The sequence below is a fragment of the Streptomyces sp. NPDC043952 genome, assembly GCF_056435325.1.
The window spans coordinates 101,532-114,058 of the sequence record NZ_JBWKES010000014.1 but is presented as its reverse complement, the minus strand read 5'-3'; the positions used below and the strand labels follow the sequence as shown (position 1 = coordinate 114,058).

Sequence of the window (12,527 nt, the reverse complement as noted above, 5' to 3'; positions counted from 1 at the left end):
CCCCACCGAGGTACGAGGGCTGTGGTGTCCACCTCTACCCCAAGTTGTGTCGAGCGCTCCAAGAGGGCGGGTGTACTTGCTGCCGAATTCGCCAAGGAGCCCCCGGGCCGGGGGGGGCGCCCCCCCCCCCCCCCCCCCCGGGACCCTGGCCATGGGCCGCGTGTCGGGGAAGGGGACCGGCGCCCCGGTGAACTGCCAGGTGCCGCCCACATCGCGCAGTTGCCGGCCGTGGTGGATCTCCGCGAAGGCGTAGTAGTGCGCAACGTGCCCGTCCTGCGTGCCGTCGGCCGGAGAAGCCGCGGTGCCCTCCCCCTGGTCCTTGATGATCTCGATCGAGCGCTCGATGTCCGCGGAGGTCCTGATCGGTCTCAGGGTGTCGTCGCCGATCTGCTCGTGCAGCTGCCGGTCGACGGAGAGAGCGGGTGCCACCACCCGGAAGGCCTTCAGCAGTTCCTCGTAGAAGAGGCCGATGCTGAGAGGGTCCCGCGCGCTGCCGGTGAGCGGTGCCGCGGGTGCCTCGATGGCCATCATCACGTCCCGTACGAGCGCCTTGGTCAAGCCGGACAGGTACACGTCCACCCCCGGATGCACCCCGCCCGGCAGCGGCCCCGGATAGACGGGCGCGGACTGTCTGATGCGGGGCCTGCCGCCCAGACCCGTCAGCAGATTGCAGACGATGCCGAGGTGGTACATCTCGTCGGAGATGACACGCCGGATCAGCCGGGCCGCGTCGCACCTGCGGTTCCTGACGGACCACCAGCCGCACAGGTACGGCGGGATGGTGGCGAACTCGATCCGCACCGCGATCTGAAGGGCCGACCTGAGCCAGTCGACACCGCGGCGCTCCATGGGCACGGCGACCAGACGGGCCGCGGCCCCCTGACGCGGTGCGGCATGCCGCCGCGGCGCGGTCCGCGTGGCGTCCTGATCGCAAGCGGCCCCCGCGGCCGGCGCCCCCGCCGCCAGGGCCGCCGACGCCAGGACGCTACGACGTCTCAGGACAGGGGCGCCGGCCGCCTTGTCCGGTGATCCGCTCGACTTCGCCAACGCTGCCTCCGTACCCGCCCGCGATCCGGGCGCCGACCTCGAACCAGGTGCGCGAAGCTAGCAGCGACGGCCGCGCATCCCGCGGCGCCCGCACCGCGTGACGGGCCGTCCCACGCTGTCGGTCCACGGCCGGGAACCAAGTGCCCGTCCGCCACGACTGCCTGTTGATGGGGTGGATCGCGCCCGGCGGCACGCGGCTCTCCCCGCGCCACCCGTGGCCGGCGCGCTGTGGCGACGGTCACGCCGCGGCCGCGGGAACTGAGCCGGACAAGCGCCCGACTCCTCCTGCGGGCCCCGGAAACCGGACACCGCAACAGCCGAGGAGAAGCTTCGCCATGCCTGAAAGCCACCGCACCGCAGCCGGACCGGGGAAGGCGGCCGCCCCACCGGGCGGCGCGCGCCCCGAGACAACCTCCACGCCGGACGCCGGTACCTCCGGGAACGAGACCACGGCCATGGCGGACGCCGGTACCTCCGGGAGCGGGGCCCCGGCCACTGCGGGCACGTGGAGCAGTGTGCGCCCGCTGCTGCTGCGGCTGCACTTCTACGCGGGCGTCGTCATCGGCCCCTTCATCCTCGTCGCGGCTTTGACCGGCCTCGTCTACACGGCCACTCCGCAGCTCGAATCGGCGCTCTACCGGCACGAACTGAAGGTCACCCCGCGGGGCGAGGCGGACTCGCTGGCCAGTCAAGTGGCCGCCGCCCGGCGGGCGGTACCCGACGGCACCCTGGTGTCCGTCACCCCGGCGCCCGGCCGCAGCGACAGCACCCGCGTCGTCTTCAGCAAGCCCGGACTCCCCGACGGCTCCACCCTGACCGCGTTCGTCGACCCGTACGGCCATCAGGTGCTCGGCACCCTGCGGACCTCCGGCCAGTGGCTGCCCGTCCGGGCCTGGCTCGACAGTCTGCACCGCAACCTGCACCTGGGCGAGTTCGGCCGCAACTACAGCGAGCTGGCGGCCAGTTGGCTCTGGGTCGAGGTGCTGGGCGGACTCGCCCTGTGGCTCGGTGCTCCCCGCACCCGGCGGCGGCTGCGCTCCGTCCTGCTGCCGCGCGGCGGTGCCAAGGGCCGGCGGCGCACCCTGTCCTGGCACGGCGCGGTCGGCCTGTGGACCTCGATCGGCCTGCTGGGACTGTCCGCCACGGGCATGACCTGGTCCGCCCACGCCGGGGCCAGTATCGGCAGCGTCCAGGACGCGCTCGGCGGCAGCACTCCCGCGATCTCGACAACCGTCCCGGCGCACGGAGTCGGCGCCTCCGGTGCCGTCCGCACGAAGGACGTCGGCATCGACGCCGTGACGGCGGCCGCACATGCCGCCGGACTGCGCGGGCCGCTCGTCGTCACACCGCCCGCCAAGGCCGGATCCGCCTACCTGGTGAAGGAGAACACGCGCAGCTGGCCGGAGCGCCAGGACTCGGTGGCCGTCGATCCCGGCACCGGCAAGGTGACGGCCAAGCTGAGGTTCGCCGACTACCCGGTCCTGGCCAAGCTGACCCGATGGGGCATCGACGCCCACATGGGTCTGCTGTTCGGCCTCGCCAACCAGATCGCGCTGGCACTGCTCGCGATCTGCCTGATCGCCATGATCCTGTGGGGCTACCGGATGTGGTGGCTGCGGCGGCCGACCCGCTCGGGCGGCATGTCCTTCGGACGGGCACCGGCACGCGGCGCGTGGCGCCGGATACCGGGAGCGGTACTGGCACCCGCCGTGGTCCTGACCGCCGTCGTCGGCTACTACATTCCGCTGTTCGGCCTGCCCCTGCTGGCCTTCCTCGCCGCCGACCTGCTCATCGGGTCCCTGCGCCGGCGCCGGGGCACGGTGACGCCGTGATCACCGCGACCGGACTGCGCTGGCTGCTGAGCCTCGTCTTCGCCCTGTCCGTGCTGTACGGCCTCAGATCGGCCACGGCTCCCGGCAGGACCGGCACCCACCGGGTGGACCACGCGCTGCACACCGCCATGGGCCTGGTCATGATCGCCATGGTCTGGCCCTGGGGCATGGAGCTGCCGGCGGCGCCGCAGATCGTGCTGTTCGGCGCGGGCGCGCTGTGGTTCGCCTGCTCCGTTCCCCTGCGCGCCGACTCCACGCACCGGCTCAGCGCGTGCCTGACCGCACTGCCGCACGTGCTGATGACGGGGGCCATGGCGTGGATGGCCGCCGCCATGGACGGCGCCGGAATGGCCGCGGGCGGCGGAGGCGGCGCGATGCACGACATGCCCGGAATGGACATGTCCGGCTCCTCCGGTGCCTCGGCGATGACCCTGACCGGCGCGGGCGAGCGCGCGACGGCTGTCGTACTGGCCGTCCTGCTCACCGCGTTCGCCCTGCGCTGGCTGGCACAGGCCTTCGACCGGGCCAGGTCCGCTCCCGCCCGCGGACCGGAGGCGGTCGTACGGGACGACGCTGACGTCCCCGGCCTCTTCTGCCACGCGGCCATGGGGCTGGGCATGGCGGTCACGCTCGTCCTGCTGGCCTGACCCGTCCCGCTGGTGTGCCCCGTCCTGCTGGTCTGCCCCGTCCTGCTGGTGTGACCCGTCCCGCTGGTGTGACCTCCGCCATGCCAGCGCGCGGGAACCCGACGGTGCGCGGGTCCGACATCTGGAGTGGTACGGCGGGACAGGAATCGGCCGTACGACGCACCCTGGAGACTCGGTTGACGGACCACACACCCTCGCGCGCCGCGGGCCCCGCGGCCGCGAGGGCACGCAAGACGCCCCCACCCCCCGTGCTGTACGGCTTCCTCCTGCTGCTGGCGGCGGTGTTCGCGGCCGCCTACGCCGTCGGCGCGTCCGCCGGCCCCGTGGCCCCCGGCCTGCCCGGAACCCGCCCCGCGCCGACCGGAACGGGAGGCCACGGCGGAGGAACGGACATGGGCGACATGGGCGGTATGGAGATGAGTCACGGGAGCGGGGGCTGATGGCCGCCGAACCGATCACCCCGGACACGGTCACCGATCTCACGGTCGGCGGCATGACCTGCGCCGCCTGTGTGCAGCGGGTCGAGAGGAAGCTCGCCCAACTGGACGGTGTCACCGCCACCGTCAACCTGGCGACCGGCCGGGCCCGCGTCCGCCATCCGTCCGCGGTGCGCCCCGAGGAGCTGATCGCCCGCATCGAACGGGCGGGCTACACGGCCGCGTTGCCCGAGCCGCCCCTGGCACCCGCAGCCGCAAAGGCCCAGGCCGACCCCGGCGCGCGGGAGCGGCGGGAACGCGCCCGGCTGACCGGCACGACCGCGCTGGCCCTGCCCGTGCTGGTCCTGTCCATGGTCCCGGCCCTCCAGTTCCGCGACTGGCAGTGGCTGTGCTTCGTGCTCGCGGCCCCGGTCGCCGTCTGGGGAGCCTGGCCCTTCCATGTGCGCGCCGTGCGGGGGCTGCGGCACGCCGCGGCGACCATGGACACGCTGGTGTCGCTGGGCGTGGCGGCGTCCTTCTCCTGGTCGGCGTACGCGCTGTTCCTCGGCGGGGCGGGCGGCCCCGGCATGCGGATGCCGTTCACCCTCATGCCCGCCGCCTCCGGTGGCGCGGCGCACATCTACCTCGAAGCAGCCGTGGGCGTACCGCTGTTCGTGCTCCTGGGCCGCTTCCTCGAAGCGCGGGCCCGGCGGGGAACCGGTGCCGCGCTGCGCTCGCTGGCCCGGCTCGCGGCGAAGGAGGTGTCGGTCCGGCACACCGACGGAGAAAAACGCGTACCGATCGAGGAACTGCGGGTCGGGCAGGAGTTCCTCGTCCGCCCCGGCGAGCGGGTCGCCACGGACGGTGCCGTGGTCGAGGGCAGATCCGCCGTCGATCTCGCGCTGGTCACCGGAGAGAGCGAACCGGTCGAGGTCGGTCCGGGTGACCCGGTCGTCGGCGGCGCGGTCAACGCCGGTGGCCTGCTGCTGGTCCGGGCCACCGCAGTCGGGGCGGACACTCAACTCGCTCGAATAGCCGCTCTGGTGACGGAGGCTCAGAGCGGAAAGGCACGGGCACAGCGCCTGGCCGACAAGGTCGCGGGCATCTTCGTCCCGGTGGTGCTCACCCTCGCGGTCGCCACGCTCGGATTCTGGCTCGGCGCCGGAGCGCAGCCCCAGGCCGCGATCACCGCGTGCGTGGCCGTGCTCGTCGTCGCCTGCCCGTGCGCCCTGGGCCTGGCCACGCCCACCGCGCTGATGGCCGCGACCGGACGCGGCGCCCAGCTCGGCGTCCTCGTCAGCGGCCCCCAAGCCCTCGAAGGGCTGCGGCATCTCGACGCCGTCGTCCTGGACAAGACCGGCACCCTGACCTCGGGGCGGATGAGCGTCGTCCGGGTCACCTCGGTGCCCGGCGGGCTGGGCTCCGCGGAGGCGCTGCGGCTGGCCGGTGCCCTCGAACAGGGCTCGGAACACCCGCTCGGCCGGGCCGTCACGGCCCACGCCGCACGGCATCCGACCGGACGGGAACTGCCGCCCGTGCGGGACTTCACCGCCGTACCGGGCCATGGCGTGCGCGGCCGGATCGGCGGTCGCCTGGTCGAAGTCCTCGCCCCTGACGGCGAGTTGCCGGTCCCGCTCGCGAACGCCTTGTCGGCCGCCGAGGCCGCCGCGCACACCGCGGTCGTGGTGCGGGTGGACGGTGCCGCGGAAGCCCTGATCGAGATCGGGGACGTCCTGCGGCCCGGCGCCTACCGGGCCGTGGACCGGCTGCGGCGGCTGGGGGTGCGCCCCGTACTCGCCACCGGAGACCGTCCGGCGCCCGCCCGCGCCGTCGCCGCCCACCTCGGCATCGACGAGGTGCACGCACGCTGCACCCCCGAGGCCAAGGCCGCCCTCGTCCGCCGGCTGCGCGCCGGGGGACACCGTGTCGCCGTCGTCGGTGACGGCGTCAACGACGCGGCGGCGCTGGCCGGAGCCGACCTGGGCATCGCCATGGGAAGCGGCACGGACGCGGCGATCGGCGCGGCCGACGTGACCCTGGTGAGCGGGGACATCGAGGCACTCGCGGACGCGGTACGGCTCGCGCGCGCCGCGCTCGGTACGATCCGCGCCAATCTGCTGTGGGCGTTCGGCTACAACGTCGTCACCGTGCCGCTCGCCATGGCCGGTCTGCTCAACCCGATGTTCGCGGCGGCGGCGATGTCCGTCAGTTCCCTGCTCGTGGTCGGCAACAGCCTGCGGCTGCGGGCGTGGCAGCCGTCACCGGTCCGCGCTCGCGGGACGCGCCCGGCCGTGCGCGGCGCGCGGTGACACCGGCGGGCCCGGCCGCCGGGCGGGCGACCGTCCGCACCGCGCCTGCGCGGGTCTCCGTCATGCCGCGTCCGCGTTCCTCAGGACCGGGTGCAGGGCCGCGTACTCCAGCGGAGCCGACGGATCGATCGACACGTCCAGCGGCGCCGGCTGGGCACCGGCCCTGACGAGGAGGTCGCCGACGGCCGCGATCATCGCGCCGTTGTCCGTGCACAGCCGCAGCGGCGGCACCCGCAGCGCGATGCCCGCCGCCCGGCAGCGCTCCTCGGCCAGCGACCGCACCCGCGAGTTCGCCGCGACCCCGCCGACCACGATCAGGGTGCCCACACCGTGCTCGGTGCAGGCGGCGACCGCCTTGCGGGTCAGCACGTCGGCGACGGCCTCCTGCAAAGACGCCGCCCCATCCGGCACGGGCGGCCCGGCGGGCCCGGTGTGGGACTCCGCCCAGCGGGCGGCGGCCGTCTTCAGCCCGGAGAAGGAGAAGTCGTACGAGCCGGGAAGCGGCCGGGGGAAGGGGACGGCGCGCGGATTCCCGTCGCGCGCGGCCCGGTCGACGGCCGGGCCGCCGGGATAGGGCAGGCCGAAGACGCGGGCGACCTTGTCGAAGCACTCACCGGCGGCGTCGTCGAGGGTGTCCCCGAGATGCGCGATGGGGTCGCGGGCCAGGTCGCGCACGAGGAGGAGCGAGGTGTGGCCGCCGGAGACGATCAGCACCACGCAGGGGTCGGGCAGCGGGCCGTGCTCCAGCGTGTCGGCGGCGACATGCCCGGCGAGGTGGTGCACGCCGTACAGCGGCACGCCCAGCGCGTAGGCGAGCCCCTTCGCGCCGGCCAGTCCCACCTGGAGCGCGCCGGACAGCCCCGGTCCCGTGGTGACGGCCACCGCGCCGATGTCGGACAGCCGCAGCCCTGCCTCCTCCAGGGCCTTCCGGACGACCGGGCGCAGGGCGTGCAGGTGGGCGCGGGAGGCGATCTCGGGCACCACCCCGCCGTAGCGCGCGTGCTCGTCCATGCTCGACGCCACCGCATGTCCGAGCAGTCGTCCGTCCTGGACGAGTCCCGCGCCGGTCTCGTCGCACGACGACTCGATACCGAGCACGATCGGAGAGCCCATGCCCCACCCTTTCTGCGCACTAAAAGTAATTGCGAACAGTGTGCAATAGTGTGCCGTCCTGGGCGAACCGGGAGTCGGGGCATGCCGCCGACCGTTCCGTCATGACATCACGGTTGTCATTACTGTCAGTAACATGATCACCTTTGGGAATGGTTGCATCGGCCAGTCAAGTCGGCGCGCCGTCCGATGTCATGTCTTTCCCGGAGATGTCCATGTCTACTGTCAGTGACGCATTAGAAGACGCCCGTACCCAGTACGAGCAGCACACCCGCGCCTGCCGCCAGTGCCGCGCCGACTCCGCGCCGTGCGCCGTGGCCAAGCATCTGTGGCGCCTGTTCAACAAGGCCCGCCAGAACCAGCTGCGGGCGCAGGAGGGCTGACCGGGCGCCGGTCAACCCCCGTACACCGCACCGGTGTCGGCGTCGGGTGGCGGCGCGTGGCGGGCCGCCGGACCCAGGGCGAACATCCGCAGCACGTTCTCCGTGGTGCGGGTGACGAAGGCACGGGTACGCGCGTCCATTCCGTGGTCCCGGCCCAGTTCGCCCGTCCCGGCCAGCAGGCCCTCCACCCAGCGCATGGTGCCGGTCGCGAACACCCCCGCCCCGGCGGGGGTGGTGTAGTACGCCGAGTCGCTGTGGCTCGCCCGCCCCGCGCACACCAGCGGGGAATGCGCGGTGATCTCCAGCGGGCCGGGCGTGGGGGCGCCGGGGGTGACCCGGTCGTACTCCACGCCCACCAGATGCGCGAAGCTTTCCCCGGCGCGGACGCCGGTGCCCTCGTACGCCCAGTGGTCCGGCGCCCGTACGACGTACGGCGCGTCCACGGGGTAGCCCTCGTAGAACACGCCGGTGAGCGCGGACTCGGGGTCGGCGCCGGGCGGCAGCCGGTAGTCGGTGGTGACCCGTGCCGGGGCGGACGGATAGCACGGGTCGGCGCGGTAGTCGCTCTTGTAGCAGACCACCGTACGATCCCCCGCGCCCTCCCCGGCCGCCAGCCGCACCCGGCGGAAGCAGGTGTTCGCGCCGAGGAAGGCGAGGTTCGCCCCGGCGTCCCGCGCGGCGGTGACATGGGCGCGCTGCTCGGGCGTCCAGTATTCGTCGTGCCCCGGGCAGACCACGGCGTGCGCGCCCCGCAGCACTCCGGGGTCCCGGTGGATGTCGGTACCGGTGCTGTACGCGAGCGGGATGCCGAGGCGCTCGGCGAGCACCACCAGCGCCCGCTCGTAGGTCAGGAACTTCTCCGCGCCGCTCCCGTCGTAGGGCCGGTCGAAGCTGACCGCGAGGGACCGGGTGGCGTACGCGCCGTCCGCTCCGGCGTACAGGCTGGCGCCGCCCCAGCGGTTGTACGCCTGCCAGGTGGCGGGGGCGTGGAGCAGGACCGTGCGGCCCGTGCCGTCGGTGGAGCGGACCACGAACGGGACGTACCGCTGGTGCCCGGTGTCCGCCTCCAGGCGCAGCAGATAGGCGCCCTCCGGCCAGCCGGCGGTGTCCACGGGCAGCGTGAGGGGCCAGCCGGCGCGCACGGTACGGGTGGCGGCCAGCACCCTGGGGGCGGCCTGCGCCCGGCCGGGTATCCGGCCCGAGGCCCAGATCCGCCGGGCCCCGGCGCCGCCGTACCAGCCGACGCGGAACGCCGAGACCCGGAACGCCGCCGCCGTGGTCGACACACGCAGGCCGAAGGTCTCGCCCGGCGTCACGCTCACCTGGTCCGGATAGCCGCTCACCGCGTCCGGCGGACCGGTCGGGCCGAGCCGCCAGGCGGCGGTGCCCGGCGCGTCCCGCTCCGACTCCGGCCGGGTACGGGCGCTCCGGGAACCCGTCGGCGCGGCCGTGCACGCGGCGGCCGTACCGAGCCCCGCGCCCGCGCACAGGGCCAGGAACCGCCGCCGTCCGAACCCGTGGCCGTCCGCCGGGGCCACGCCGTCTCCCGGATGCGTCACCGCTCCAGCGTCCGCGCGGCCCCGCCGGGGGCGCAACCCGTAGGCGTGGCTCACCGCCCCCGGCGAGCACGCTCGCGCCTCGGGGCACCGTATGCGCCCCGAGGCGCCTAGAAGGGCGGCTCGTCGAGGAGGCCCAGCAGCCATTCGGCGCTCTGCGCCGCGCCGGGTGCGGGGCGTCCCGGATGGGGGAACATCCGGCCCCAGGAGGTGGCGCGGCCCAGGCAGCTGAGCCGCCAGGCGAGGCTCGCGGCCCGCCGCAGGTCCCCGGCCGGGCGGCCGGTGCCGGTCCAGGGCTCCAGGTAGGCGTCGCGCAGCCGGGGCAGGGCCTCGGGGCCGTACCGTTCGCGGACCTGTTCGGCGGTGACCCGGAGGCTGCAGAACGGGTGGGAGACGGCCGCGTCCCCCCAGTCGAAGAACGTGAACCGGCCCGGCGCCGGCCGGAACAGCTGCCCGTCGTGCAGATCCGCGTGGTCGAGCGTGTCCTCGATGCCGAGCGCGGCGAGTTCGGCGCACCAGTCCACGAGCCGGGGCCGTACGGCCGCCACCCGGACGCGTGCCTCGGCGTCGAGCGCGGTGTCCGCCGCGAGCAACCGGTCGAACACCTCCGGCAGATCCAGGGTGCGGGCCGCCGGGACCCCCAGCCGCTCCAGTTCCCCGGCGTACGGGGTCAGGGCGCGCTGCACGCCCGCGTACTGGCGCAGCAGGTCCTCCCAGACCTCCGGTCCGACCGGCTCCCGCGCCAGCACCTGCCGGAACAGATCGCCGCCGTCCGGCAGCAGCGACCAGGCCCGCCCCGCGTCCACGGCCAGCGGCTTGAGCACATGTCCGGGCACCCAGCGGGCCAGCGCGGCGGTCAGCGGGCCCTCGAAGGCGGCGGACGGCGGGTTCGCCTTGAACCAGACCGCCGCCCGCCCGGCCACCGGCACCCGCACCAGCACCGACCACGGCCGCAGCCGCACCCGCAGCCCGCCGTCCCCGCGCAGACCGTGCCCGGCCAGCCGCTCCTGGACCCAGTCGAGGGCCGCGGCCCGCCAGGACTCCTGCTCCCAGGGCGTCACCGCGTCCGGGAAGGCGCCCCGGTCCACGGTCATCGAGATCTCGCTTCGCATCACGCCATCCCAGCAGCACGGCCGGGGCCCCGACCACCGGTTTTCCGGCGCGGACGGCGCGGACACGGGTGTGCCCCCGGCCGGCGACCGGGGGCACACGCGGTGGGCTCGCTGTCGTCAGGCCTGCTGACGGCGGCGCATCGTGAAGTACGTGCCCGTCAGACCGGCGGCCAGCAGGGCGCCGACGCCGAGACCGACCGGGAGGGCCGGGAAGGACGCGTCCGTGGTGTCGGCCGCGTTCTGGAGGGCCGGGCCGGGCGTGATGCTCGTGTGCACCGGGGCGACGTGCCTGATCGGGCCGACGGACTTCACCGAGCCGTCGGTGTTCAGCAGCACCTGCTTGTCGTTCGGGTGCCGGAAGTCGAACATCCCGCCGAGCGAGCCGGCCTTCGCGTCGAAGGAGGCGTCACCGATGCGGCCGGTGTGCCAGTTGTCCTCGATGAAGCGGGTGATGGACGCCTGGTCGGTCAGCGTGTGGTCGACCTTGTTCACCTTGCTGTAGGGCGAGATGACCAGCAGCGGCTGCCGGGTGCCGGGGCCGCAGCGGTCCGCGTAGCCGCCGGCCGCCTTCGGGCCCTGCTGGCAGGCCGGGCTGTCGGTGGCCTTGCCGTTGGAGCCGACCGAGGTGTCGGTCGAGCCGTTGCGCGGGGCGACGAACGCGTGGTCGTACCAGCCGTCGGAGTCGTCGTAGGCGACCACGATCGCGGTGGACTTCCACTGCGGCGAGCTCTGGATCGCGTTGATCTCGCCGACCAGGAAGTGCTGCTCGTCGATCGGGTCCGAGTACCCGGCGTGGCCGTCCTGGTACTCGCCGGCCTTGAGGAAGCTGACGGACGGCAGCTTGCCCGCCTTGAGCGCGGCGGAGAAATCGGTCAGGTCGTAGTTGTGGTTGGCCTGGCCGTTGTGGCCGATCTCGGAGACGGACTTCGGCGGCAGGTGGTGCGGGTTGGCCGTCGACTTGTAGTACGAGAACGGGTTGTGGTGCGGGCTGTAGTCCACCGCGGCCGCGCCGCCCACGTTGGTGTGCGTGGTGTCGCACTTGGCGTACGAGCCGGACTGGCCGTTCCACGCGGTCGACGGACGGAAGCCGCCCTGGAACCAGCCCCAGGACACCTTCTTGGCGTTGAGCAGGCCACCGACGTTCTTGCCCTGCATCGACGCCAGCGCGTTGCTGCTGGTGTGGTCCTTGTCGGAGCAGTCGTCCCAGGCCGGGTCGGGGTCGTTGACGACCGTGCCGACACCGCCCGCGTCCGGCGACTGGACCGTGTACGAGTCCGGCTTGGCGGTCTGCTTGCCGGTGGCCGGGTCGATGGAGACCACGCCGTGCGTGTTGCCGGAGACCAGGTTGAGGGCGCCGGGGGTGGACGGGCCGTAGTTGGAGCTGTAGGCGCGGTCGCTCAGCGTGTAGTGCTGGGCGTAGTTCCACAGCGCGGTGACGGTGTTGCCGTCGTAGTAGTCCATCGCCAGGCCCGGCTCGCCGAACAGGCCGCCGCTGCACTTGTCGACCTCGGTGTTCTGCACGAACTGGTCGGCCTTGCCGCCGTTGTAGGCGTACTGCTCCGGGCCGTAGGAGTGGTTCTGGTCGCAGGTCAGGGCCTGGGACGGCGACAGCCGCTTCGGCGCGTACTGGTTCGGGTTGTGCTTGAGCAGCCCGGCGCCCGCGAGGGTATCGATGTCCTTCGGGGTGTGCTTCGACGCGGTGAACTTCGTGCCGTCGGTGTTGGCGGCCTTCGGGTACGTGGCGAAGTAGTGGTCGAAGGAGATGTTCTCGTCGAAGAGCACGACGACATGCTTGATCGGCGTCGCGGTCGACGAGGCCCCGTGACCGTGGGCGGATGTGGCCGCCCAGCCGGGCGCGTTGCTGCCGAGCGCGGTGAGCGCCGCGACTCCCGCGAGCGCGCCCAGGCTGCGCATCGCGGCTCGTCTTCCTCTGCTGGCCATGGTGGTCTACCCCTTTGGACAGAACGTCTGTGCGGTGTACGAGCAGGCATGCTGCGCTCCTTGCGGGGCGCGATGGCGGAGCAATGATGTCGCGCGGGTGAACACCGAGTCAGGGAACCTGTGGGAAAACTTGACGGTGTGTTGACCCAGCGGGCCGCCGGGTTGTCCGGACAG

At 73.6% G+C, this 12,527-nt stretch carries 10 protein-coding genes; 5 read left to right on the top strand and 5 right to left on the bottom strand.

Features of this window, described 5'->3' with window-relative positions; translation table 11 throughout:
- The coding region (locus tag AC069R_RS18360) for a ferritin-like domain-containing protein (protein WP_478767896.1) at positions 1-849 on the bottom strand (849 nt) is incomplete at its 3' end.
- A 533-nt stretch (positions 850-1,382) separates the two neighbouring features.
- Here AC069R_RS18360 and AC069R_RS18355 point away from each other — a divergent pair.
- From AC069R_RS18355 to AC069R_RS18340, 4 genes are all read left to right on the top strand, one after another.
- Positions 1,383-2,879, top strand: coding sequence for a PepSY-associated TM helix domain-containing protein (locus tag AC069R_RS18355; protein ID WP_478767823.1), 1,497 nt, complete (start codon positions 1,383-1,385; stop codon positions 2,877-2,879).
- Positions 2,876-3,526 (top strand): DUF5134 domain-containing protein, encoded by a 651-nt coding sequence (locus AC069R_RS18350; RefSeq protein ID WP_478767822.1) that lies wholly within the window; start codon positions 2,876-2,878, stop codon positions 3,524-3,526. Before AC069R_RS18355 ends, AC069R_RS18350 begins: the two co-directional genes overlap by 4 nt.
- 176 nt (positions 3,527-3,702) lie before the next feature.
- Positions 3,703-3,966: a hypothetical protein gene (locus AC069R_RS18345; protein ID WP_478767821.1), complete on the top strand. Its 264-nt coding sequence runs from the start codon at positions 3,703-3,705 to the stop codon at positions 3,964-3,966.
- Complete coding sequence (locus AC069R_RS18340) at positions 3,966-6,251, top strand: heavy metal translocating P-type ATPase (RefSeq protein ID WP_478767820.1); 2,286 nt, start codon at positions 3,966-3,968, stop codon at positions 6,249-6,251. The genes AC069R_RS18345 and AC069R_RS18340 overlap by 1 nt, the downstream gene beginning before the upstream one ends.
- Before the next feature lie 60 nt (positions 6,252-6,311).
- Here AC069R_RS18340 and tsaD read toward each other — a convergent pair whose 3' ends face one another.
- The gene (gene tsaD, locus AC069R_RS18335) at positions 6,312-7,364 is read right to left on the bottom strand and encodes a tRNA (adenosine(37)-N6)-threonylcarbamoyltransferase complex transferase subunit TsaD (protein ID WP_478767819.1); all 1,053 of its coding nucleotides are present in this window, start codon (positions 7,362-7,364) and stop codon (positions 6,312-6,314) included.
- 212 nt (positions 7,365-7,576) lie between these two features.
- Here tsaD and AC069R_RS18330 point away from each other — a divergent pair, with 212 nt between their 5' ends.
- Entirely contained in the window at positions 7,577-7,744 is a 168-nt protein-coding gene (locus tag AC069R_RS18330) for a hypothetical protein (RefSeq protein WP_478767818.1), read from the top strand.
- A gap of 11 nt (positions 7,745-7,755) precedes the next feature.
- Here AC069R_RS18330 and AC069R_RS18325 read toward each other — a convergent pair whose 3' ends face one another.
- The 3 genes from AC069R_RS18325 to AC069R_RS18315 form a co-directional block, all read right to left on the bottom strand.
- A complete protein-coding gene (locus AC069R_RS18325) occupies positions 7,756-9,303 on the bottom strand; it encodes a N,N-dimethylformamidase beta subunit family domain-containing protein (RefSeq protein WP_478767817.1) in 1,548 nt (515 codons plus the stop codon).
- A gap of 107 nt (positions 9,304-9,410) precedes the next feature.
- A complete protein-coding gene (locus AC069R_RS18320; RefSeq protein ID WP_478767816.1) occupies positions 9,411-10,412 on the bottom strand; it encodes a phosphotransferase in 1,002 nt (333 codons plus the stop codon).
- Between the two features lie 117 nt (positions 10,413-10,529).
- Complete coding sequence (locus tag AC069R_RS18315; RefSeq protein ID WP_478767815.1) at positions 10,530-12,353, bottom strand: phospholipase C; 1,824 nt, start codon at positions 12,351-12,353, stop codon at positions 10,530-10,532.
- Positions 12,354-12,527: the final 174 nt, after the last annotated feature.